The organism is Kitasatospora sp. NPDC096147 (genome assembly GCF_044763225.1).
In the GTDB taxonomy this organism is placed as follows: Bacteria; Actinomycetota; Actinomycetes; order Streptomycetales; family Streptomycetaceae; genus Kitasatospora.
The window spans coordinates 88,819-111,562 of sequence record NZ_JBIWFX010000009.1; the positions used below are offsets into that span (position 1 = coordinate 88,819).

A 22,744-nucleotide genomic window follows, 5' to 3' on the forward strand; every position below is an offset into this window, starting at 1 on the left:
CGGGCTAGTATTCCCACGCCCGGCGGGTCGCACAAGTGATCACTGAGCCGGTGACCTCCCTTTCGCCCCCGTGCCGTCGAGCAGGTGGAGCCCCCTGATGACTGATTCCCGGCCTTCCTTCGTACACCCCGATCTCGATCCCGAGCTCGTCGCGCTGCTGGTCGAAGCCGCCGACGCACTGCCCGAATGGGCAGAGTCGATCGCCCCGCAGGCCCGACTCGACGCCGATCTGGCGCTCGACGAATGCGAGTTCGCGGTGCTGGACACCCTGCTGCGCGAGCGCTTCGGGGCCGACCTGGCAGCGCTGCGGGCCGGCCTGGACCTGGACGGACTGGCCGCACTGACCGTCGCCGACCTCGCGGAGCTGGTGCGCCGATGAGCCGCTTCCTGCTGGTGATGCCCCCGCTCACCGGACACGTCAACCCGGCCGCCGGGATCGCGCAGGAGCTGTCGGCGCGCGGCCACGAGGTGGCCTGGACCGGCGCCGAGACGGTGCTGGAGCCACTGCTCGGCCCGGAGGCCCGGGTCTTCGGCACCGGTAACCGGGCCTTCCGGGCGCTGGGCGGCCACGGCCTGGCCTCGATCCGGGCGCTGTGGGAGGGGTTCGTCGTCCCGTACGCCAAGTTCACCACCAAGCCGCTGGACGCGGTGGTGCGGGAGTACCGGCCGGACGTGCTGCTGGTGGACCAGTACACCCCGGCCGGCGCGCTGATCGCGCACCGCCACGGCCTGCCCTGGGCGAGCTTCGCCCCCGGGGCCCTGGAGCTCGGCCGCCCCTACCGGGCGCTGCCGCAGGTCGAGGCGTGGATGACGGGCCACCTGGAGCGGCTCTGGGAGCGGGCCCGGCTGCCCGCCGCCGAGTACACCGACCCCCGGTTCTCCCCGCACCTGGTGGTGGCCACCACCGGCCGGGCGCTGCTCGGCGACCTGCCCGAACTGCCGCAGCACGCCCTGGTGGGGCCGGTGCTGACCGAGCGTCCGGCCGATCCGCACTTCCCGTGGGAGCGGCTGGACCCGGCCCGCCGCACCGTCCTGGTCACCATGGGGACCCTGTCGGACGCGATCGGCGCGGACTTCCTGGACCGCACCGTCCGGGCCCTGGCCCGAGCCGGCGAGGGTGTCCAGGCCGTGGTGGCGGCGCCCCGCGGGGCACTGCCGGAGGACCTTCCGGACTCCGTGCTGGTGGTCGATCGGGCACCCGTCCTGGAGCTGCTGGCGAAGGGCGCGCTGGACGCGGTGCTCTGCCATGGTGGGATGAACACCGTCGGCGAGTCGCTGGCGCACGGCGTCCCGCTGCTGATGGCGCCGATCCGCAACGACCAGCCCCTGGTGGCCCGGCAGGTCGCCGAGGCCGGGGCCGGGCTGCGGGTGCCGTTCGCCCGGGCCGCCCCCGAGGTGATCGCCGAGCGGCTCCACCGGGTGCTTGCCGAGCCCTCCTACCGCACGGCGGCCGGGCTGATCGGCCGTCAACTGCTGGCCGGGGGCGGGGCGGTGACCGCCGCCGACCGCCTGGAGACCCTGGCGGGCTGAAATGGTCTAGTCCATTGCCTCCGACGGACGGAGCACCTATGGTGAATCCGGACGCATACATTCCGCATCCCTGTACGGGAGTTCTGGCTTGATCGAGACCAAGGGACTGCGCAAGTCCTATCCGTCCGGAAAACGCGGCCGCACCCCGGTCGACGCCGTGCGCGGCATCGACCTGGAGATCGAGGCCGGCGAGATCTTCGGACTCCTCGGGCCCAACGGCGCCGGGAAGACCACCACCCTGCGCATGCTCGCCACCCTGATCCGCCCCACCGGCGGCGAGGCCCGGATCGCCGGCGCCGACCTGCTGACCGACCCGGCCGGCGTCCGCGCCCGGATCGGCTACGTCGCCCAGGGCGGCGGCACCGGGGACACCGTCACGGCCCGCGAGGAGCTGGTGCTCCAGGCCCGGATGTACGGCACCGGCAAGGCCGAGGCGCACCGGCTGACCGAGGACGCCCTGAAGGCGTTCGAGCTCACCGACTTCGCCGACCGGCCGTGCAGCACCTACTCCGGGGGCCAGCGCCGCCGGGTGGACATCGCCCTCGGGGTGATCCACTCCCCGCAGGTGCTCTTCCTCGACGAGCCGACGGTGGGTCTCGACCCGGTCAGCCGCAGCCAGGTGTGGGCCGAGATCGAGCGGCTGCGCACCGAGGGCATGACCGTGGTGGTGACCACCCACTACTTGGAGGAGGCCGACGCGCTCTGCGACCGGGTCGCGATCGTCGACCACGGCCAGGTGGTCGCGGAGGGCACCGCCGAGGCGCTCAAGCGCGAGGTCTCCGGTGACGTCGTGCTGCTCGGTACCACCGCCGAGCAGAGCGGGACCGCCACCGAGGCGCTGCGCGGCCAGCCCTACCTGCACCGGCTGGAGCCGCAGGGCGAGGACGGCCTGCGGCTCTACCTGGACGACGGCGCCGCCGCCATCCCGCTGCTGCTGCGCGTGCTGGGCGAGGCGGGCGTGGTCCCGAAGACCGTCCAGCTCCAACGGCCCAGCCTGGACGACGTGTTCCTGGCCCGCACCGGCCGCTCCATCGACCAGTCCTGACGATCCATGAGGTCCCTCCCGTGAAGCTCGCCCGTGACACCTGGCTGGTCTTCCAGCGGCAACTGCTGCTGATGTGGCGCACCCCGGTGTGGATCGCCGTCGGGGTGATCCAGCCGGTGTTCTACCTGCTGCTGTTCGCCCCGCTGCTCAAGAAGGCGCTCGAACCGATGGGCGCCACCAGCTACGCCGAGGCGTACCGGATCTACGTCCCCGGCCTGCTGGCGGTGCTCTGCATCTTCGGCGGCCTGTACACCGGCTTCAGCCTGCTCGGCGAGCTGAAGGCCGGCGTGATCGAGCGCTCCCGGGTGACCCCGGTCAGCCGCTTCGCCCTGCTGCTCGGACGGGCTCTGCGCGAGGTGGTGGCGCTGCTCGCGCAGGCGGTCATCATCACCCTGATCGCCCTGCCGTTCGGCCTGCGGGTCGGCCCGCTGAACCTGGTGCTCGCCTACCTGCTGCTCGGCCTGCTGGCCCTGATGACCTCGGCGATCTCCTACGGCATCGCGCTGGTGCTGCCGAACGACTCCGCGATGGCCCCGGTGGTGAACACCATCTCGCAGCCGATCGCGCTGCTCTCCGGCACGCTGCTGCCGCTGGCGCTGGCGCCGATGTGGCTGCAGACCGCCGCCAAGTGGAATCCCTTCTACTGGGCGGTGGAGGGCATGCGCTCGCTGTTCTCCGGCCACGCGGGCGACAGCGTGGTCTGGCAGGGGCTGCTGGTGGTCGCGGTGCTGACGGCCGCCGCGGTCTGGTGGTCGGCCCGGCTGTTCTCGGCCCGGGTGCGGTAGCGCCGTTCTCGGCCCGGGTGCGGTGGCGCCCGGCACGCCGAAGGGGGACCAGGTTCCACACCTGGTCCCCCTTCGGCGTTCTTCGGCTCAGCCCGCCTCGGCGCGGACGAAGTCGGCCAGTCGGGCCACCCCGTCGGTGATCTGATCGGCCGTCAGCGCGCTGATGGAGAGCCGCAGACGGTGCTCACCGCCGCCGTCCGGGTAGAAGTCGGCCATCGGGGTCCAGAGCACGCCGTACTTGGCCGCGCAGCGCTCCATGGCCGCCGTGTCCGCGGTGAACGGGACGGTGAGGACGGTGAAGTAGCCGCCCTCCGGCTCGTTCCAGCCCACGCCCAGCCGCTCGCGCTCAGCGGCCGGGAAGTGCCGCTCCAGCTCCGTCAGCAGGGTGGTGAGGTTGGCCGCGTAGTAGGCGGTGGCAGGGGCGTTGGCCTCGCGCAGGCGGAAGTCGTGCGCGATCAGCAGGCCGCCGATCACGGCCTGGCTGAGGGCCGGGGTGTTCACGGTGGTCATGCTCTTCAGCTTGGCCAGCTGGTCCGCCAGCAGGGTGGTGGAGCCGTCCGGGGCCCGGACCACCTGATCGGCGATCAGGTAGCCCAGGCGGGCGCCGGGGAAGCAGGTCTTGGCGAAGGAGCCGAGGTAGACCACCTGCTGGCGGTGGTCGAGCGCCTTGAGGGTCGGCCGCTCGCCGGGCTCACGGGCGAAGAAGCCGTAGGGGTTGTCCTCGATCACCAGCAGCCCTTCGGCGGCGGCCACCTCCAGCAGCTCGGCCCGGGCCTCGACGGGCATGCTGGTGCCGGAGGGGTTGGCGAAGTCCGGCACCACGTACAGCGCCCGGGGCCGGCGGCCCTCCGCCCGCAGCCGCCGGGCGGTGGCGGCCAGCGCGGCCGGGTCGCCCTCCGGGACCGGGACGGTGGCGATGTCCAGCAGCCGGGCCGCACCGGTCACGCCGACGTAGCAGGGCGAGCTGACCAGCAGCACGTCCTGCGGGCCGGCGCAGAGGGCACGCAGCACCAGCAGCATGCCCTCCTGGGCGCCGACGGTGACCACCACCGAGGCCGGATCGACCGTCAGGCCCTCGTCGTTGGCCAGCGTGCGGGCGATCAGGTCCCCGATGATGCCCTTGGTCGGCCCGTACTGGAACAGCGCGGTGCGGACCTGGGCCTCCGTCAGGCCGCGCTCCCGCAGGTGGTCGAGGTAGACCTCCAGGTACTCCGCGACCGAGTCGGTCTCGAAGAAGCCCTCGTGCGGGCGGCCGGGGGCGAAGGAGAGTGCGTCCGGGTAGCGTTCGGTGACCTCGTTGAGGAAGGTCATGGCGTCCAGCAGCGGATCGGCGAGCGAGCCGTGCAGGTCGGCGAGCGGGAGCGTGAGCCTGTCACTCATGCGAGGGCCTCCCGCAGGCGCGCGGCGGCGTACTCCTGGGCGTCCCGGCCGGCGTCCAGCACGCCGGCCATCGCGAAGAAGCCGTGCGGCATGCCGTCGTAGCGACGGGTCTCGACCTCGACGCCGGCGGTGCGCAGCGCCTCGGCGTACGCCTCGCCCTCGTCCCGCAGCGGGTCGTACTCGGCGGTGATCACCGTGGCCGGCGGCAGTCCTGACAGGTCGTCGGCCCGCAGTGGTGAAGCCAGCGGGTCCGCGCCGTCGGCCTCCGCCTTCAAGTAGTGACCCCAGTACCAGGCCACCGAGCGCCGGTTGAAGAGCAGCGGGTCGTCGTGCTCGCGCACCGACGGGGTGTCCGCGCCGTACTCGGTGTTGGGGTAGACCAGCAGCTGGTGCCGGAAGCCCGGTCCGCCGTCCCGGCGGGCCAGCAGGGTGAGCGCGGCGGCCAGATTGCCGCCCGCACTGTCCCCGCCGACCGCGATCCGGGCCGGATCGACACCCACCTCGGCGGCGTGCTCCGCCAGCCAGCGGGCGGCGGCGGCCACGTCCTCGACGGCCGCCGGGAAGGGGTGCTCCGGCGCCAGCCGGTAGCCGACACCGACCACGACGCAGCCCACCGCGTTCGCCAGCCGGCGGCAGATCGCGTCACCCGTGTCCAGCGAACCCAGCGTCCAGCCGCCCCCGAAGAGGTAGAGCAGCGCGGGCAGTTCGGCCGCCGCGCTCGGGCGGTAGAACCGCAGCGTGAGCGGCCCGCCGGGGCCCGGCACGGTCAGCTCGGTGACCTCGTGCACGGCCTCGGGGCTGCCGCCCGCGGCCTGGATCGAGGCGAGGTCGGCGGCCCGGGCGGTGGCCAGGTCGAGCGTGTAGAGAGGGGGCGTACCGGCTTCGGCGCGCTGTCGGCGCAGGGCTTCGGCCTGGGGGTGCAGTGGCAAGGGATGTCCTGGGGTTGCGGATGGTTCGGTGGCCGGACGGCCTGGTCAGGGGGCTGAGCCCGGGGTCGGTGCGACTCAGCGGACGTCGGTGCGGCTCGGTGGGGAGCGGCGCGGCTCAGTGGAGAGCGGTGTGGCTGGGCCCGGGTCAGCGGGGTGCGGTGAGCACCGTCGGGTCGAGGTCGGCCAGCCGGGGGCGGCCCAGCAGGGCCATGGTGTCCTCGAGTTCGGCGGTCAGCAGGTCGAGCACCCCCGCGACGCCGTCCTCGCCGTCGGCGGCCAGGCCCCACAGGGCCGGTCGGCCGATCAGGACGGCCCGGGCGCCGAGCGCGATGGCCAGCGCCGCATCGGTGCCCGTCCGGACACCGCCGTCCAGCAGGACGGGCAGGGACGGGCCTGCGGCGGCGACCACTTCGGGCAGCACCGTCAGGGTCGGCAGGGCACCGTCGAGCTGTCGGCCGCCGTGGTTGGAGACCACCACGGCGTCCACGCCGTGCTCGGCGGCCAGCCGGGCGTCCTCGGCGGTGAGGATGCCCTTGAGCACGATCGGCAGGCTGCTGCGCTCGCGCAGCCAGGCCAGGTCCGCCCAGCTCAGGGTGGGGTCGAACTGCTCCTTGGCGTGCTCGGCGATGCCCGAACTGCCCTGCCCGGCGCGGTGGCTGGCGGCCATCAGTGCCTGGTCGAGGTTGACCGCGCGGACGTGGCCGGGGATGGCGAAGCCGTTGCGCGCATCGCGCAGGCGGCGGCCGATCCGGGGCGCGTCCACCGTCAGCACCAGGGCCCGGAAGCCGGCCGCCTCGGCCCGTTCGATCAGGGCGGCCAGCGCGTCCCGGCGGCGCAGCCAGTAGAGCTGGAGCCAGAGCGGGCCGGTGGCGGCCTCGGCGATGGACTCCAGGGTGCGGCTGGCGAAGATCCCGGCGACCATCAGGGCACCCGCCCGTCCGGCCCCCCGGGCGGTGGCCACCTCGCCCTCGGGGTGCAGCAGTTGGTGGTAGGCGACCGGGGCGATGCCGATCGGGGTGCGCAACGGGCTGCCCAGGAGGGCAAGACCGGGGTCCACCTCGGACACGTCCACCAGGGTGCGCGGGCGCAGCCCGCACTGCCCGAACGCCGCGCGGTTCGCGGCCACGGTCCGCTCGGAACCGCTGCCCCCTTCGACGAAGTCCCAGATGTCGTCGGCGAGTCGGGCGCGAGCCGCGCGTTCGACGTCCGCCAGTTCCAGTGGTCTCACGGGCTTCCCTTCCGGGCAGGCCGCGTTCGGACCCACCCCGATTCGGCAGCCTAGCGCCGATTGGTATAGACCTTGCCTTGGCTTTATCGTCTGTGCAATCGTCAGAAACCGAACGGACCCGGTCGTTTGAGACAGGGTCCAGACAACCTCCCACCTTCGTGGAGTGGCGTTGACCGGCTCTTCCTCCCCACCTCCCCGACCGGCCGGGACCTCGATCACCGAGGCTCCGCACGACTGGGTGGATCACATCCTCCTGGCCGGTCCCGATGACGAGTCGTGCCTGCACTTCGGCACGGCCGTCGACCGCAGGACCCTGCGCGGCCTGGTCGCCGAGCAGGCCGAGCGGCTGCGCGCCGCGGGCGTCACGACCGGCGGCACCGTCGCACTGCGGCTGGCGCCCTCGCTCGGCTACACCGCCGCGCTGCTGGCCTGCTGGCAACTGGGCGCCCAGGCGCTCCTGCTGGACCACCGGCTGACCGACCGTGAGGTCGCCCTCGCGGTCGAGCGGCTGGCCCCGCAGGTACTGGTGGAGTCCGCGCACCGGCCCGCACCGGCACTGCGCGGCTTCTCCGAGACCGACCCGGTGCCGCGCGCCCTGCCCGGCGGCCGTCCGGCCGCCACCGGGCACGCGCTGCTCCAGCTCAGCTCCGGCTCCACCGGCCCGGCCAAGGTGATCGCCCGCACCGCTGCGGACCTGATCCGCGAACTCGACTGCTACCGGCGGCTGGCGGCCTTCCCGAAGGCCGGCGAGCGGGTGGTCCTGCTCTCCTCCGTGGTGCACGTGCTCGGCCTGGTCGGCGGACTGCTGAACAGCCTGCACGCGCACGTCCCGCTGACCGTCCCGGAGCGGATGACGGCGGCCGGCATCCTGGCCGCGATCGGCGCGGACGAGGCACCCACCACCGTGATCGGGGTCCCGTTCCACGCCGAACTGCTGGCCGGGGCCACCGCTCCCCCGCCACTGCCGCAGCTGCGCCGGATGATCGTGGCCGGCGAGCTGGTCCGTCCCGGGCTGCCCGCCGCCTTCACCGCCCGCTACGGCGTGCCGCTCGGCACCATGTACGGGATGACCGAACTCGGCGTCATCGCCACCGATCTGGACGGCGGCCTGCACCCGCAGGCCGCGCCCGTGCACGGCGTCGAGCTGCGGGAGGACGGCGGCGAGCTGCACATCGCGATGCCCGCCTCGCCCTACCCCGGGCTCGCCGACCCGACCCGCTGGTCGGACGGCTGGCTGCACACTCGGGACGCGGGCCGGCTCGACCCGGCCGGCGGCCTGGTCACCGTGCTCGGCCGGCGCGACTCCCAGGTCTCGATCGGCGGCCTGAAGGTCGACCTCACCGAGGTCGAGCAGACGCTGGCCGCCGTCCCGGCGGTCCGGGAGGCCGTGGTGGTCTTCGAGGAGGGTGCCATCGGGGCCTACCTGGCCACCGAACCCGGCACCGACCCGGAGGCCGTCCGCACCGCCCTGGCCGGTGAACTCGCCGCCTACAAGCGGCCCCGACAGCTCTCCTTCCTCCCGGCGCTGCCCCGCACCGCCACCGGCAAGCTGGTCCGCGACGCCTCCGTGCTGCGCGCGGCCGCCGGCTCCGCCACCGCCTGACCCGCCGTACACGGCAGACCGCACCACCCCCGCACCACCCACCCCGACACCGCACGAGGAGCACCACCATGCAGGAGCGCATCCACGAGTTCGTCCTCGCCGCCCTCGCCGAGATGGACTACGACGTCTCCGAGGTCACCGGCGACACCGACCTGGGCCCGGCCGGGCTCGACCTCGAATCGCTCGCGCTGGCCGACCTGTCGGTCCAGGTCGAGGACGAGTTCGGGGTCAAGTTCGACCTCGACGAGATGGAGACCACCGCGCTGATGACCATCTCGCAGTTCTCCGCCGACGTGGCCCGCCGGGTCGCGGCCGGTGCCGCCGCCGCGCCGAGCACCGCCGGCAGCGCCGCATGAGCACGCCCGTCCTGCCGGACCGGGCCGAGGTGGTGGCGATGCTGGCGGCCTTCGGGCAGCGCCCGGCGGAGAGTGTCCCCGAGACCCTCGGGTCACTGGAACTCACTTGGCTGACCGCCGAGTTCGAGCAGCGCTACGCGATCGAGCTGGAGCTCTCGGACGAGCAGTTCGAGGCCGTCCGGACGGTGAACGACGCCGTCGCGGTGCTGCGCGAGGCCGTGCTCGCCGCCGGGGCCGGGGCAGACGGACCGGGTGGGGTCACCGGCTCATGAGCTCCAGCCCACCGCCGGCCGTCCGGCCGGTCTTCACCGGCCTCGGCGTGCTCAGCGCCTTCGGGCGCGGGCTCGCCCCGCTGGCCGCAGCGACCGGGGAGGGCCGGCCCGGCTTCGCCGAGGTGACCCGCTTCGACGTGGGCCGGCGCACCACCCGGACGGCGGCCCTGCTGCCCGATCCGCCCCGGCTCGCCGACGCGGTGCTCGACGCCGTCGCGGACGCGTGCGGACAGGCCGGGCTGCCCGGCGGGCGCGGAGCGCTCGACGACACCCCGCTGCTGCTCGCGCTCCACAGCGACCTGCGCACCGGCGAGGTGGCCGGGGCCGTGGCCGAGGGCGTCAGCGCGCTCGGCCTGGCCGGGGTGACCCGGGTCTACACCGGTGCCTGCGTGGCCGCCGCCACCGCCGTGGCGGACGCGGCGGCCCTGGTGGTCGCCGGCCGGTACCCCCGGGTCCTGGTCGCGGCCGGTCACCTGGTGGAGCCGGGCGTCTTCGCCGCCTTCGACGCGGGCCGGGCACTGGCCCGGGACGGGGAGTTGCGGCCGTTCAGCGACGGACGGACCGGCACGGTGCTCGGTGACGCCGCCGTCGCCGTGGTGGTCGAGGCCGACACCGCCGCCGAGCGGCGCGGCGCCGTGCCGCTGGCCCGGCTGGCCGGCTGGGGCCGGTCCGGCGACGCCCACCACGTCTGCCGCCCACGGCCCGACGGCGAGGGCGTGGTCCGCGCCGCCCGGGCCGCGCTCACCCGGGCGGGCGTCGCCCTGGCCGAGGTGGGCTACGTCAACGCCAACGGCACCGGCTCGCCGATGTCCGACCTGGCCGAGGCACGGGCGCTGCGCGAGGTGTTCGGCGAGGGTCTGGACCGGCTCCCCGTCAGCTCCAGCAAGTCCGTCCACGGCCACGCCCTGGAAGCCTCCGCGCTGCTCGAACTCGCCGTCACCATCGCGACGTTGGACGGCGCACGGCTGCCCGTCAACGCCGGCTGGCTCGGCCCCGACCCGGAGATCGACCTGAACCTCGTCCTGTCCGGCCCCCGCCCGGACCGTCCGCGCTACGCGCTCAGCCTCAACTCGGCCTTCGGCGGGGCCAACACCGCACTCCTGGTGGCTGCGGCATGAGCGGCGCACCGAGCACCGCGCCGACCGCCGGGACGACCGTCCGGACCACCACCGCGACGACCCTCGCACCGGACGTCGCGACGGACGTCGCACCGGACGTACGGCCCACCGCCGCCCTGCCCGCGCGGACCCGCGCGCAGGACCCGCTGCCGACCGGTCTGCGGGTGCTCGCCACCGCGAGCTGGCCGCCGCCGGAGGGTCCCGCCCAGCCGCCCCCGCTGCCCGGCTTCTCCGCCTCCAGCTTCAACCCGCTGGTGGCGGCCGTCGCCGACCTCTGCCTCGACCGCCACCAGACCCCGGACCTGACGGGCAGTGCGCCCGGGACGGACGGGCAGGATGACGGTGACGGAGGGCCCGTACCGCCCGGTACGGTCCGGCGGGCCCCGATCAGCGGGCAGGATGGGACGGGTGGGGACCAGGCGTCCCCGCCGCCGCCCACGCCCGACCGCACCGGGCTGGTGCTCGCCAGCACCAGCGGCGACCGGGCCACCGCCCGGGCCATCGACACCGCCGCCGCCTCCGGGCGCCGGGTGCCACCGCTGCTGTTCTTCCAGTCCAACCCCAACGCCGTCCTCGGGCACGTCGCGGCCCGCTGGGGACTGACCGGACCGGTCGTCGCCATCAGCCCGCCGAAGGCCACCGCTCCCGGCCAAGTCCACCAGGACGCCCTGGAGTTGGCCGCCCTCCTGCTCGCGGACGGCGATGCCGACCGGATCCTGGTCATCACCGCCGAACAGGCCGACGCGCCCGAACAGGCCGACCCGGCCGACGCGCCCGGCCCCGCCGAGCAGACCGGCGGGCCCGACCGCACCGACCACGCCACCGCCGTCCTGGTCACCCGCCTCCGGACCGACTGACCGCGCGTCAGCACGTCCGCCCCACACAACCCATCCGCACGCGTCCCCGACGCCGCACACCGTACCCACGTGGCCAGCGCCATGGGAGGGACCCATCACCATGAGCATCCGCAGTATCCGCAGCCTCCTCGCCGGCGACCCGGACGTCGGCGCGGGGAACGTGCTGACCAGCAGGATCGCGCTGGGCATCGGTCTCGACGACCCGCTGCTGACCTTCGACACCCCGGTCGACGACCACGCCGCCTGGGCCCCCTTCACCCTGCGCGATCTGGACCGCTCCGTCCGGGCCCGGGCCGCCGCGCTGCACGCGCTCGGCATCCGCCGCCGCGACCCGGTCGTGGTGTACGCGACCGCCCCCGCCGACCACGTGCTCTCCTTCCTCGCGCTGACCCGCCTCGGCGCGATCCCGGCCCTGCTCAACCCCAAGGTGGAGGGCGAGCGCGCGGCCCGCTACATCGCCCGGCTCGGCGCCGTCGGCATCCTCACCGACGCCGAACACCGGGCCGAGCTGGCCGGCCACGACCCGGCCACTCCGGTGCTGGCCGACGCCGCCGCGCTCGGCGCCGGCGACCCGGACGCGGCGCCCGAGCCGTACCGGCACTCGGCGGACGACCCGATCGCGATCACCCACTCCTCCGGCACCACCGGCATGCCCAAGGCCGTGGTGCACTCGCACGCCAGCCTCTACGCGTCGATCCGCCACCGGGCCTCGCTGCCCCGCGCCCAGGGCTCGGACCGGATGCTCAGCGCGCTGCCCGCCCCGCACGCGGCCACCCTGATCGCGCTGAACCTCGCGCTCAGCACGCACGGCCAACTCGCCCTGCTCTCCCAGCAGTCGGGCGGCGCCGCGCTGGACGCCATCGAGAGCTGGCGACCTCACAGCGTGGTCGGCTTCGCCGCCACCTGGGCCGAGCTGGCCCACCACGACCTGGCCGCCCGCGACCTGGACACCGTCTCGTTCTGGTGGAACACCGGGGACTGCGCGCACGAGGCCCACATCCGGCGCCTGATCGCCACCGGCTCGCGCGAGACCGTCACCCGCGAGGGCCGCCGCCGCGAGCCCGGCTCGGTCTTCATCGACGGCCTGGGCTCCACCGAGATGGGCCACTCGCACTTCTTCATCACCCACACCCCGGGCACCGAGAAGTACGGCCGCTGCGTCGGCCGCCCGCACACCTTCGTGGACTGCGAGGTGGTCGGCCCGGACGGCGCACCGCTCGGCCCCGGCGAGGTCGGCGAACTCGCCACCGCCTCACCGACCCTGGCGCCCGGCTACTGGAACGACTCGGTCACCACCTACCGCACCCGGCTGCGCGGCCGGTTCCTCACCGGCGACCTGATGTACCGCGACGAGGAGGGCTACTACTACCACGTGGACCGCCTGGTGGACGCGGTGGACCTCGGCGACGGCAGGCGGCTCTACACCGCGCTCTCCGAGGAGCGGGTGCTGGCCGCCGTCCCCGACGTGCTGGACTGCACGGTGGTGGCGGTGAAGGACGGCGACCGGGTGGTCACCGACGTGCTGCTCCAACTGGTGGCCGGCGCCGACCCCGAGGCCGACCGCACCAAGGAGGTGACGGCCGCGCTCGACGAGCACACCGCCGCCACCGTCCGGTCCATCCTGGTGGTCAGCGGCGACGACATCCCGCTCGGCCCGACCGGCAAGGTCCGCAAGGTCCTGCTCCGCGAGCGCTACCTCGCCTCGGTGGCCGCCCGATGAGCACTGACACCTCCCCCACCGCAGCCGCGAGCACCACCCCGGCCACCGGCCCCGCCACCGGCGCAGGCCCGACCGCGAACCGCCGCGTCGGCCGCCCCGGCGCGGTCGTGACCGGGATCGGCCTGGTCACCCCGCTGGGCCGCAAGACCGCCGAGGTCTTCGAGGCCCTGACCGCCGGGCGCAGCGGCATCACCGCCGTGCCGGAGGGCCACGTCGCCCACGGCTGGGTGCCCGCTGCCGGGATCTCCCCGGACATCGCCGGCCGTGAGGTGCTGCCGCCGACCGAGGCCCGCTGCGTGGACCGCTTCGCGCTGCTGGCGCTGGCCGCCGCCGACGACGCGATCGCCGACGCCGGCCTGGTGATCGGCCGGGACGTGGACGCCCGGCGCACCGCCGTGGTGCTGGGCACCGGCGGCGGTGGCCTGGAGACCTACGAGCAGCAGGCGACCCGCCGCCAGGACCGCGGCCGACCCGGCGTCAGCCCGTACATGCTGCCGGGGATGCTCTCCAACATGGCGACCGCCCGGGTGGCGATCAAGCACGGCATCCGGGGCTTCAGCAGCGCGATCGTGACGGCCTGTGCGGCCGGGGCCCAGTCGGTGGCCGAGGGGCTTCGGCTGATCCGGTCCGGCGACGCGGACGTGGTGGTCTGCGGTGGCACCGACGCCTCGCTGCACCCGACGATCATCGCCGCCTTCACCAACGCCCGTGCGCTGGCCCAGGGTTGGGAGGATCCGGCACAGGCCAGCCGCCCGTTCGACACCCGTCGCAACGGCTTCGTACTGGGCGAGGGCAGCACCGTCCTGGTACTGGAGAGCCCCGAGCACGCCGCCGCGCGCGGCGCGGCCGGCTACGCCGAGCTGATCGGCTGGGGCTCCACCACCGACGCCCACCACCCGACCACGCCCCGACCGGACGGCGAGGGGGCGGCCGACGCGATGCGGCTCGCCCTGGCCAACGCCGGGCTGGCGCCGTCCGACATCGGCTACGTGAACGCCCACGGCACCGGCACCAAGCTCGGCGACATCGCCGAATCCGCCGCGCTGAACGCGGTGTTCGGCGACCACCGACCCGCCGTCAGCTCCACCAAGGGCGCCACCGGCCACCTGCTCGGCGCGGCCGGGGCCCTGGAGGCGGCCGTCACCGCACTGGCGGTGGCCCGTGGCCTGCTCCCGCCGACCCTCAACCTGGACGAGCCAGACCCGGCCTGCCCGGTGGACCACGTCCGTGGCGCCGCCCGGCCGGTCGAGCTCCGGGCCGCCCTGAGCAACGCCTTCGCGTTCGGCGGCCACAACACCAGCCTGATCTTCGGGCCGACGCCCACCGCCACCGTCAAGTAGTCCGCGCACCACCGAGCAGCACCGCGCACCACCGAGCAGCACCCGCACCGTCCGGCAGGCCCCGCACCGCCTGCTTCCAACTCCTCGTCCCAGGAGCCACGTTGTCCATCCAGACGATCACCCACGTCGAGTACCACTGCGCGGACGCCGCGCAGACCGCCGCCGAGCTGCAGTCCGGCTACGGCTTCCGGCGCGACCCCGAGCAGCCCGACTGGAAGCCCGGGGTGCAGACCGTCCACCTGCACCAGGGCACCATCCGGCTGCGCGTGCACTCCAGCGAGACCACCGACCACCCGGTGGCCCGCTACGTCGACCGACACGGCGAGGGCGTCGCCGCGCTGGCCCTCGGCTGCACCGACCCGCAGGCCGCGCTGGAGCGGGCCGAGCGGCACGGCGCCGTCGTCCTCGACCGGGCGGGCCGCCTGATCGCCGGCTTCGGCGACACCGCGCTGCGCTTCGTCCCGCTCGACTCCGAGACCCCGGTCGCCGCCGGTTCGGGCGAGCTGCTGGACGCGCTCGACCACGCCGCGATCTGCGTGCCGGCCGGTCAACTCGCCGACGCCGTAAAGTTCTGCGAGGCCGCGCTGGGCTTCCACCGGATCTTCGGCGAGTACATCGAGGTCGGCGAGCAGGCGATGGACTCCAGCGTGGTGCAGAGCGCCTCCGGCGAGGTCACCTTCACCCTGATCGAGCCCGACACCAGCCGCCGCTCCGGCCAGATCGACCGCTTCCTGGCCGACCACGACGGCGCGGGCGTCCAGCACCTGGCGCTGCGCACCGACGACATCGCCACTGCCGTCCGCACCGCGCGGTCGAACGGCGTCGAGTTCCTCTCCACCCCGGGCACCTACTACGACGCCCTGGGCGAGCGGCTCGGCGGGACGGCGATCCCGGTGGAAACGCTGCGCGAGCTGGACGTGCTGGTCGACCAGGACCACGGCGGCCAGCTGTTCCAGATCTTCGCCCGCTCCACCCACCCCCGGCGGACCTTCTTCCTGGAGCTGATCGAGCGTCAGGGCGCCGGCACCTTCGGCACCGCCAACATCAAGGCGCTCTACGAGGCCGTCGAGCGCCAGCGCGCCACCGCCTCCGTCTGACCTCGTCCGCCCCACCCAGGAGCCAAGCCATGACCACCGCAACCGAGTTCGTCCTGACCGAGGCCGAGCGTGCCCTGCTGCCGACGCCCGAGGAGGTGGCCGGCTACCGGGAGCACGGCTGGTACCTCTCGAAGAAGCTGTTCACCGACGAGGAACTGGACACCCTCCAGGCCGCCACCGAGAAGTACTACGAGGGCCACCGGGACCGCGAACTCGCGGTCCGGCCGCCGAAGCTGGCCGCCTGGCAGCCCTCGGACGGCCCCGTCCAGCGGCACAACGACTACGTGCACGTCGAGAGCGACGCGATCGCCGCGATCCTGCGCAAGCCGCTGGTCGGCGCGGTGGCCGCGCTGCTGGCCGGGGCGGAGGAGATCCGGGTCTTCCAGTCCACCCTGATCTTCAAGCCCCCGATCGCGGGCGAGCCGTCCAACCACGTGCCGTGGCACTTCGACAAGCACTACTGGCACACCTCGACCTCGGACGAGATGCTCACCGCCTTCATCCCGTTCCACGACTGCGGGGTGGAGAACGGCACCATCACCATGGTGGACGGCAGCCACCGCTGGCGGGAGCTGCCCTCCGGCGAGGACGCCACCCGGCACTTCGCCGAGCGCGACAACTCCGAGCTGGACCAGATCCTGGCCGCCAACGCCGCGTTCAACGGCGCCGAGGTGGTCAAGGTCCCGATCGAGATCCCGCGCGGCCACGTCAGCTTCCACCACTGCCGCACCTACCACGGCAGCGGCGCCAACCTCGCGGACACCCCGCGCCGGGCGGTCTCGCTACACCTCCAGGACGGCGCCAACGAGTACCGCCACGCCACCCGGCCGGACGGCTCCGCCGCCTCCTACAACCACGACGTGCTGGTGCGCCGCACCGCCGACGACCGGCCGGACTACGCCGACCCGGAGATCTGCCCGGTGGTCTGGCAGGGCACCCCGTGACCGACGGCACCACCGCAGGCTCCGCCACCGACCCGGGCTCCGCCACCGAGCTGGGCACGCCCGCCGGACGCTACCGGATGCTGCGGCTGATCCGGGGCTTCGAGGAGTTGGCCCTCGGCCTGGTGAAGTCCGGCGAGATCACCGGCGGCATCCACCCCTACATCGGGCAGGAGGCGGTGGCGGTCGGCGTCAGCGCCGCCCTGCGACCGCAGGACCGGATCACCTCCACCCACCGGGGTCACGGCCACGTACTCGCCAAGGGCGTGGACCCGGCCCGGATGCTGGCCGAACTCCTGGGCCGCGTCGACGGGTTGAACGCCGGCCGGGGCGGCTCGATGCACGCCGCCGACTTCTCGCTCGGCATCCTGGGCGCCAACGGCATGGTCGGCGCGGGCGGCGCCATCGCGGTCGGCGCCGCCTGGTCGGCCGTCCAGGCCGGCGAGGACCGCGTCGCCGTCTCCTACTTCGGCGACGGCGCGCTCAACCAGGGCGTCCTGCTGGAGTCCCTCAACCTGGCCGCGATGTGGCGGCTGCCGGTGCTCTTCGTCTGCGAGAACAACGGCTACGCCACCACCCTGCCCGCCTCGGTGGCGGTGGCCGGCAGCGCGCGCGGCCGGGCCGAGGCCTTCGGCATCCCGGCCGTCGAGGTGGACGGGATGGACACCGAGGCGGTCCGCGCGGCAGCCGCCGAGGCGGTCGCCCGGGCCTCGGCCGGCGGCGGGCCGGGCTTCCTGGAGTGCCGCACCTACCGCTTCGAGGGCCACCACACCATGGAACGGCTGATGAAACTGGACTACCGCTCCTCCGAGGAGATCGCCGACTGGCGCACCCTCGACCCGCTGCCCCGGGCGGCGGCCCTCCTGCCGCCCGGCCTGGCGGCGGAGCTGGACGCCTCGGTGGCCGAACAGCTCGCCGCAGCGCGGGAGTTCGCGCTCGCCTCCCCGGCGCCCTCCGCGGACGGGGCCTCGGACCACCTGTACGCCTCCGGGCTGCGCCCGAGGGCGGGGGCAGCGGCATGAGGCTCTCCTACACCAAGGCCCTCAACCGGGCGCTGACCGACGCCCTCACCGAGGACCCGGCCGTCTGCGTCTTCGGCGAGGACATCGGTGCCGGCATGGCCGGGCCGACCCTCAACCTGCTCAAGCAGTTCGGCCCCGGCCGGATCGTCGACACCCCGCTCTCCGAGCAGGCCTTCACCTCGATGGCGATCGGCGCCGCACTGACCGGGCGGCGGCCGGTGATCGAGTTCCAGATCCCCTCGCTGCTGTTCCTGGTCTTCGAGCAACTCGTCAACCAGGCGCACAAGTTCTCGCTGATGACGGGTGGTCAGGCGAGCGTCCCGCTGACCTGCCTGGTCCCGGGCTCGGGCTCCCGGGACGGCTGGGCCGGGCAGCACTCCGACCACCCGTACAGCCTCTTCGCCCACGCCGGGATGAAGACCGTCGTCCCCGCCACCCCGACGGACGCCTACGGTCTGCTCCGCTCGGCGATCGCCGACCCGGACCCGGTGGTGGTCTTCGCCCCGGCCGCCGCGATGCCGGTCCGCGAGACCGTCACCTGGGACCTGGCGCCGATCCCACTCGGTTCGGCCCGGATCCACCGGGAGGGCACCGACGTCACGGTGGTCGCCGTCGGCCACCTGGTGCACGACGCCCTGGCGGTGGCCGAGGAGTTGGCGCCGGAGGGCATCTCGGTCGAGGTCCTCGACCCGCGCACCCTCTACCCCTTCGACTGGCCGGCCCTGGCCGCGTCGCTGGAGCGGACCGGGCGGCTGGTGGTGATCGACGACTCCAACCGCAGCTGCGGCATCGGCGCGGAGGTGCTCGCCACCGCCGCCGAGCAGATGCGGCTGGTGGCCCCGCCCCGGCGGATCACCCGCCCGGACGGCACGGTCCTCCCGTTCGCCCCCGGCCTGGACCGCGCGCTGCAGCCCCAGCGCGACCAACTCCTGGATGCGGTACGGGCCGTGATGAAGTGACACGGCGGTACACCGATCACGCGATGCACCGATGACGCGGTGACCCGATGACGGTTCACCACCTTCACCCCGTACCGAACAGCGGGGCGAAGGTGGTGAACCAGAGTCCCGCGAAGGTGGCGACGGTCAACAGCGGCACCAGCACCCGGGTCTCCGCCTTGCTCCCGGTACGCCGGATCAGCACGATCTCGAACCGCCGCCCGTAGGGCCAGAGCAGCGGCGCCCCCTGACGGGTCAGACAGTCCCCGAGCAGGTGGGCCAGCGCACCCAGGCCGACCGCTCCGGGGAGCAGCCCGCCCAGGCCCTCGCACCACGCGACGGCCGCCGCCGTCCCGACCCCGGCCAGGCCGACCGAGGTGATCCACGCGGTCACCCCCTTGCCGGGCGGGTGCAGATGCAGGGCCCGGGCGGCCAGGGCGAGCAGTACGAACACCAGCGGCACGGTGAAGCGCGCACCGAGCCGGTCGACGCCGAACCAGGTGCCGACGGTGATCAGCGCCACGAACAGCAGCGAGTGGGTGGCGTGCCGGTGGCCGCCACTGAGCCGGCCCACCAGTCGGCACAGCCCTCGGGTGAGGGGGCCGAACAGGTGGGCCGGCGTTGCGTCGTGGTGGTCGGCGTCGGGCAGCAGGGCGGCACCGGCGCAGAGCATCGCGCCCAGCAGCACCGCCCCGGCCTGCGGGGCCGCGCCCAGCACCCGCTCCGGCAGGAAGTGCGCCGCCACCACGTACACCAGCGCACCGCTGACCGCGTGCGACTGCCCCAACATGCCGTCCCCCACCAGTACTTCGGATACCCGTACGTCGGAGCCCCTCCCCGGGGCCCGTGGCCGTCAGCCGTCCCGGGTGAGCTCCGCCAGCTCCCGGGTCCAGTCGATCATCCGGCCCTCGGTCCCGGGCGGGACGATCCGCTGACTGGCCGCCAGGAAGGACCGGATCTCGGCGGTGCGCACCAGCAGCACGGTGCAGTCGCCCCGGGTGCGGAGCTCCAGCGCCGTCCGGTCCCGCCCGTGCGGCCTGACCCGGACGTCGCCCCGGCCCGCCCAGGTGAGCAGACCGTCCAGCAGCAGGTGCCGGGCGAAGGTCCAGGTGGTGGGCGTCCGCTCGGCCGTGCAGCCGGCCTCGAACACCATCCGGACGGCGAACGGGTCAGCCGCCCGGTACTCCAGCCGTGCGGCGAACCGTGCGTCCACCGCCGCGGCCACGGTGCCGGTCAGCGTCTGGGTGACCATGTCGTGCGGCACGGATGCCCTCCCGGGATCGTCGGACGGTCGGTCTCGGCCGTGTCGGCCTCGGACGGTCAGTCAGTCGGTCGGTCGGTCGGTCAGAGGATCGGACCGCCGTAGAACGGGCCGTAGTAACCCGCGTACCGCTCCCGGTAGTCGGGGTCCTCACCGTGCTTCTCGGCCACGTACTCGGGCCCGTGCTTGATCTCGTCCTTGGTCCGGTCGACGTGCACGACCTCCTCCTCGAGGTCCACCCGCGCCACCGTCCCGGCCGGCAGCAGCACGTGCTTGCCGAAGATCCACGGACCGGTGTCCACCACCAGGTAGCTGTCGTCCACCTCTTCGGAGAGCCGGTCGATCTTCCCGATGTGCCCGTCGGTCGCCTCGACCTTGAAGCCGATCAGATCGGTCCCGGAGACGTGGCCGGTGCCGGTGCGGAACGCCCAGATGTCGACGCTGCTCATCTGTCTACCTCCAGTGCTCGTCGCCCTGCGGGTCGTCCCCCGCAGCGCGTCCTCGGGCTCCGCCTGCCCCGGATTCCCGTGCCCACTCCCGCCTTCCCGCCCCGCCCGCGGCCGGACGGTCGGCCCGTGCTGCCACGGTCCGACCGTCCGGCCCCACCAAGCAGACCACCCTTAGCCGTTGACGACCTTGTCGTAGCGCAGGGCGACGTAGCCGGAGGCGGCGTGGCCCGCGATGTTGCCGTCCGAGCCGCCGTTCAGGTAGTCCTGACCGCGCATCATGTCGTCGTTCGGGTTGGACTCGTGGATGTACGAGAACTTGCCGGCCGCCTTGTCGACCCACTTCTCGAAGAGCACGACGTGGCCGTCCTGGGTGTTCAGCGCGTCGCCGGGCTGGAGGTCGGCCTTGGCGATGGTGGTGCTGACGCTCGGGAGGCTGGAGGTGGTGTAGCTGCTGTCGGCGTGCCAGGCCATGGAGACGAAGCCGGAGCAGTCGGTGCGGTAGTTGTGGTCGCCGTCGGGGTCGGAGGCGTACGCGCTCTGGCTGTAGGGGATGTCACGGGCCAGCCAGTTGAGGGCTCGGCCGATGACCTCGCTGCGGCCGATCGTCCCGCCCCGGGTGGAGGGGGTGGTCGGCGGGGTCGACGGCGCCCGGTAGACGCAGTCGTTGGCGAACGCGGAGAGCAGGCTCTGGGTCCAGCCGCTCGCGTCGACCGGATCCGAGGAGTGGTAGGCGATGTCGTCGCCCTTGCCGTCGGTGGGGTCCGCGTCGTGGTACCAGTACATGCCGCCGTTGGTGCGGCCGTAGTAGAGGCCGCCGCCGGGCGAGACCAGGTTGTCGACGCCCGACCAGCCGGAGGCCTTGAGCTCCGAGCGCTCCCAGTCCCCCACGCCGTTGACCTGGTAGGAGAGCAGCTTGCCGTCGGTGGTGGTGGCCACCAGGACGTCGTCGCCCGCCGCGGCCAGGGTCTTGAGGACGAAGCCCTCGCCGATCACCGCGTGCTTGGCGATGTGCGCCGGCCCGGAGGGCTTGGCCTGCGAGACGTTGTAGCGGTGGAGTTGGCCGGCGACCGTTCCGTAGAGGTGGCCCGCGCCGTCGTAGGTCAGCTTGTCGAAGGTCCAGCCGCTCTCCCAGATCCTGGTGACTCCGGCCAGCCCCAGGGAGGTGTTGTTGGTCTGGATGTCGACGCGGTACAGCTCGCCGGCCGTGGACGTCACGAGCACCGTGTTGAAGTTGAGAGCGGCCATCGCCTTGGGCGTGAACCCGAGGTCGGGTCCGATCAGCGTCTTGACCCGGTCCCCGGTGTTGGGGGATATCGCCGTGTAGGTGAGGCGGCCGTCGGGGAGGGTGCCGTAGACGGAGACGTCCCCGCCGCAGACGGCGGCGGCTTGGGCCGGGGTGGCCACGCCGAGGGTGATCAGGCTGCCGGTCGAGGCGGTCAGGGCGAGGGCTGCGGCGAAGCGACGGCCGCGGGACGACGACTGCATGAGGTTCTCCGGTTCTCGGGCAGCCCTGACGTACGAGCGTCGGGCCGAGGAAGGGAAGAGCGGACTGCGGAGGAAGGAGGTCGAGCGGGAGGCGTGACCTGCCCCGGCTCAGTACCAGTTGTTGTCCAGGAAGAAGTTCCAGGCCGCGCAGGGGGTGCCGTACCGGCCGTCGATGTAGGAGAGGCCCCACTTGATCTGGGTGAGGGGGTTGGTGCGCCAGTCGTCGCCGAAGGCCTCCATCTTGGAACCGGGCAGGGCCTGGGGGATGCCGTAGGCGGTGGAGCCCGGGTTGTCGGCCCAGTAGCGCCAGCCGCTCTCCCGCATCCACAGCTGGTCCAGGCAGTTCCACTGGGTCGTGCTGTTCCACCGGCCTCCGTCGTGCCGGTTCATCAGATCGCGGCCGGCCGCCTTCACCGCCGGGATGTCGGTGCCGTCGAGCGGATCGGTGACGGTGGTGCAGGTGAACGTCCCCGGCTGGGCCGAGAGCAGCTTCTGCGTCCAACCGCCGGTGTTGACGGGCGTGTCGGTGTGGTAGGCGATGTCGGCGCCGGAGCCGTCGGCCGGGTTGGCGTCCTTGTACCAGTACATGGCACCCGTGGTGGCGATCCGGCCGTAGTAGAGGCCACCGCCCGGCGACACGACCTGGTCGAAGGCGGACCAGCCCGAGGTCTTCAGGTCGTCCCGCTTCCAGCCACCGGCACTGTCGATCTTGTACGAGTGGAGCGCGCCCGCCGCGGTGGTGGCGAGCAACCGGTCGTCCGCGACGGCGGTGAGGGTCTTCAGGACGAAACCGCTGCCGATCTCCCTGCGTTGGCCGATGTGCGCGGAGCCCGTCGGCTTGGGTTGGGAGACCAGGTACTGGATGAGGACACCGCCGGCCGTGCCGTAGAGGTGCCCGTTCCCGTCGTAGGTGAGCTTGTCGTGGGTCCAGCCGCTGTCGAAGAGCTTGACGGGCGGCCCTTCCAGGACGAGGGCCGTGTTGTTGGTCTGCACGTCGAGGCGGTAGAGCGCGCCGGTGGTCGACGTGACGAGGACGGTGTTGAAGTTGAGGGTGGCCATCGCCCGGGGCTCGAAGCCCAGGTCCACTCCGACCAGGACCTTCTTCAACTCGCCGGTCGCAGGCGTGATGCTGCTGAAGGTGAGGCGCCCGTCGGGGAGGATGCCGTAGAGCGAAGCGGTCCCGCCGCAGGTGGTTGCGGCCCGTGCCGCCGGAGCGACGCCCGCGGCTGCGGCGGTGAGGAGCCCGGCCCCGAGGGCGCCGGACAGGGCGGCGGTCAGGGCCTTTCGGGCGACTTGGCGGAGAGGGGTCGTCACTGTGTACCTTCCGGAGGAGTCCACGGGTGGTGGCGGGCACGGGCCACGGATACGAGGGCCGCACGGCGTCCTGG

General features: G+C 73.6%; 23 protein-coding genes. 15 read left to right on the plus strand and 8 right to left on the minus strand.

Features of this window, described 5'->3' with window-relative positions; genetic code table 11:
- The first annotated feature begins 97 nt into the window (after positions 1–97).
- The 4 genes from ACIRBX_RS26170 to ACIRBX_RS26185 all read left to right on the plus strand — a co-directional run bounded on the left by ACIRBX_RS26170 (position 98) and on the right by ACIRBX_RS26185 (position 3,360).
- Positions 98–379 carry a hypothetical protein gene (locus ACIRBX_RS26170; protein ID WP_402300017.1) on the plus strand — a complete coding sequence of 94 codons (282 nt, stop codon included), beginning with the start codon at positions 98–100 and terminating at the stop codon, positions 377–379.
- Positions 376–1,530, plus strand: coding sequence for a glycosyltransferase (locus tag ACIRBX_RS26175; RefSeq protein WP_402300020.1), 1,155 nt, complete (start codon positions 376–378; stop codon positions 1,528–1,530). The genes ACIRBX_RS26170 and ACIRBX_RS26175 overlap by 4 nt, the downstream gene beginning before the upstream one ends.
- Positions 1,531–1,618: 88 nt before the next feature.
- Positions 1,619–2,575 carry an ATP-binding cassette domain-containing protein gene (locus ACIRBX_RS26180; protein ID WP_402300022.1) on the plus strand — a complete coding sequence of 319 codons (957 nt, stop codon included), beginning with the start codon at positions 1,619–1,621 and terminating at the stop codon, positions 2,573–2,575.
- A gap of 20 nt (positions 2,576–2,595) precedes the next feature.
- Positions 2,596–3,360: an ABC transporter permease gene (locus ACIRBX_RS26185; protein WP_402300024.1), complete on the plus strand. Its 765-nt coding sequence runs from the start codon at positions 2,596–2,598 to the stop codon at positions 3,358–3,360.
- Between the two features lie 87 nt (positions 3,361–3,447).
- Here ACIRBX_RS26185 and ACIRBX_RS26190 read toward each other — a convergent pair whose 3' ends face one another.
- From ACIRBX_RS26190 to ACIRBX_RS26200, 3 genes are all read right to left on the minus strand, one after another.
- Positions 3,448–4,740 (minus strand): PLP-dependent aminotransferase family protein, encoded by a 1,293-nt coding sequence (locus ACIRBX_RS26190; RefSeq protein WP_402300026.1) that lies wholly within the window; start codon positions 4,738–4,740, stop codon positions 3,448–3,450.
- Positions 4,737–5,669 carry an alpha/beta hydrolase gene (locus tag ACIRBX_RS26195; protein ID WP_402300028.1) on the minus strand — a complete coding sequence of 311 codons (933 nt, stop codon included), beginning with the start codon at positions 5,667–5,669 and terminating at the stop codon, positions 4,737–4,739. The genes ACIRBX_RS26190 and ACIRBX_RS26195 overlap by 4 nt, the downstream gene beginning before the upstream one ends.
- A gap of 145 nt (positions 5,670–5,814) precedes the next feature.
- Positions 5,815–6,897 (minus strand): alpha-hydroxy acid oxidase, encoded by a 1,083-nt coding sequence (locus ACIRBX_RS26200; protein WP_402300030.1) that lies wholly within the window; start codon positions 6,895–6,897, stop codon positions 5,815–5,817.
- 238 nt (positions 6,898–7,135) lie between these two features.
- Between ACIRBX_RS26200 and ACIRBX_RS26205 the strand changes: the two genes are divergently transcribed.
- From ACIRBX_RS26205 to ACIRBX_RS26255, 11 genes are all read left to right on the plus strand, one after another.
- Complete coding sequence (locus ACIRBX_RS26205) at positions 7,136–8,500, plus strand: class I adenylate-forming enzyme family protein (RefSeq protein WP_402300032.1); 1,365 nt, start codon at positions 7,136–7,138, stop codon at positions 8,498–8,500.
- Positions 8,501–8,568: 68 nt separating this feature from the next.
- On the plus strand, positions 8,569–8,856 hold the full coding sequence (locus tag ACIRBX_RS26210) for a phosphopantetheine-binding protein (protein ID WP_402300033.1): 288 nt from the start codon (positions 8,569–8,571) through the stop codon (positions 8,854–8,856).
- Entirely contained in the window at positions 8,853–9,128 is a 276-nt protein-coding gene (locus tag ACIRBX_RS26215) for an acyl carrier protein (RefSeq protein ID WP_402300036.1), read from the plus strand. Before ACIRBX_RS26210 ends, ACIRBX_RS26215 begins: the two co-directional genes overlap by 4 nt.
- Entirely contained in the window at positions 9,125–10,246 is a 1,122-nt protein-coding gene (locus ACIRBX_RS26220) for a beta-ketoacyl synthase N-terminal-like domain-containing protein (protein WP_402300037.1), read from the plus strand. Before ACIRBX_RS26215 ends, ACIRBX_RS26220 begins: the two co-directional genes overlap by 4 nt.
- A complete protein-coding gene (locus ACIRBX_RS26225) occupies positions 10,243–11,103 on the plus strand; it encodes a hypothetical protein (protein ID WP_402300039.1) in 861 nt (286 codons plus the stop codon). Before ACIRBX_RS26220 ends, ACIRBX_RS26225 begins: the two co-directional genes overlap by 4 nt.
- A 100-nt stretch (positions 11,104–11,203) precedes the next feature.
- A complete protein-coding gene (locus ACIRBX_RS26230) occupies positions 11,204–12,823 on the plus strand; it encodes a class I adenylate-forming enzyme family protein (protein WP_402300041.1) in 1,620 nt (539 codons plus the stop codon).
- A complete protein-coding gene (locus ACIRBX_RS26235; RefSeq protein ID WP_402300043.1) occupies positions 12,820–14,163 on the plus strand; it encodes a beta-ketoacyl-[acyl-carrier-protein] synthase family protein in 1,344 nt (447 codons plus the stop codon). The genes ACIRBX_RS26230 and ACIRBX_RS26235 overlap by 4 nt, the downstream gene beginning before the upstream one ends.
- Before the next feature lie 101 nt (positions 14,164–14,264).
- Positions 14,265–15,260, plus strand: coding sequence for a 4-hydroxyphenylpyruvate dioxygenase (gene hppD / locus ACIRBX_RS26240; RefSeq protein ID WP_402300045.1), 996 nt, complete (start codon positions 14,265–14,267; stop codon positions 15,258–15,260).
- A gap of 29 nt (positions 15,261–15,289) precedes the next feature.
- Positions 15,290–16,204, plus strand: coding sequence for a phytanoyl-CoA dioxygenase family protein (locus ACIRBX_RS26245; RefSeq protein ID WP_402300047.1), 915 nt, complete (start codon positions 15,290–15,292; stop codon positions 16,202–16,204).
- Positions 16,201–17,223 (plus strand): thiamine pyrophosphate-dependent dehydrogenase E1 component subunit alpha, encoded by a 1,023-nt coding sequence (locus ACIRBX_RS26250; RefSeq protein WP_402300049.1) that lies wholly within the window; start codon positions 16,201–16,203, stop codon positions 17,221–17,223. The genes ACIRBX_RS26245 and ACIRBX_RS26250 overlap by 4 nt, the downstream gene beginning before the upstream one ends.
- Entirely contained in the window at positions 17,220–18,182 is a 963-nt protein-coding gene (locus ACIRBX_RS26255) for an alpha-ketoacid dehydrogenase subunit beta (RefSeq protein ID WP_402300050.1), read from the plus strand. The genes ACIRBX_RS26250 and ACIRBX_RS26255 overlap by 4 nt, the downstream gene beginning before the upstream one ends.
- A gap of 64 nt (positions 18,183–18,246) precedes the next feature.
- Here the strand turns inward: ACIRBX_RS26255 and ACIRBX_RS26260 are convergent, their stop codons facing one another.
- The 5 genes from ACIRBX_RS26260 to ACIRBX_RS26280 all read right to left on the minus strand — a co-directional run bounded on the left by ACIRBX_RS26260 (position 18,247) and on the right by ACIRBX_RS26280 (position 22,670).
- Positions 18,247–18,951 (minus strand): metal-dependent hydrolase, encoded by a 705-nt coding sequence (locus ACIRBX_RS26260; RefSeq protein WP_402300051.1) that lies wholly within the window; start codon positions 18,949–18,951, stop codon positions 18,247–18,249.
- 63 nt (positions 18,952–19,014) lie between these two features.
- Positions 19,015–19,425, minus strand: coding sequence for an SsgA family sporulation/cell division regulator (locus ACIRBX_RS26265; RefSeq protein ID WP_402300052.1), 411 nt, complete (start codon positions 19,423–19,425; stop codon positions 19,015–19,017).
- Between the two features lie 80 nt (positions 19,426–19,505).
- The gene (locus ACIRBX_RS26270; RefSeq protein WP_402300054.1) at positions 19,506–19,871 is read right to left on the minus strand and encodes a PRC-barrel domain-containing protein; all 366 of its coding nucleotides are present in this window, start codon (positions 19,869–19,871) and stop codon (positions 19,506–19,508) included.
- Between the two features lie 171 nt (positions 19,872–20,042).
- Positions 20,043–21,356, minus strand: coding sequence for a hypothetical protein (locus ACIRBX_RS26275; RefSeq protein ID WP_402300055.1), 1,314 nt, complete (start codon positions 21,354–21,356; stop codon positions 20,043–20,045).
- Between the two features lie 108 nt (positions 21,357–21,464).
- Positions 21,465–22,670: a peptidase S1 and S6 gene (locus ACIRBX_RS26280; RefSeq protein WP_402300056.1), complete on the minus strand. Its 1,206-nt coding sequence runs from the start codon at positions 22,668–22,670 to the stop codon at positions 21,465–21,467.
- Positions 22,671–22,744 lie beyond the last annotated feature (74 nt).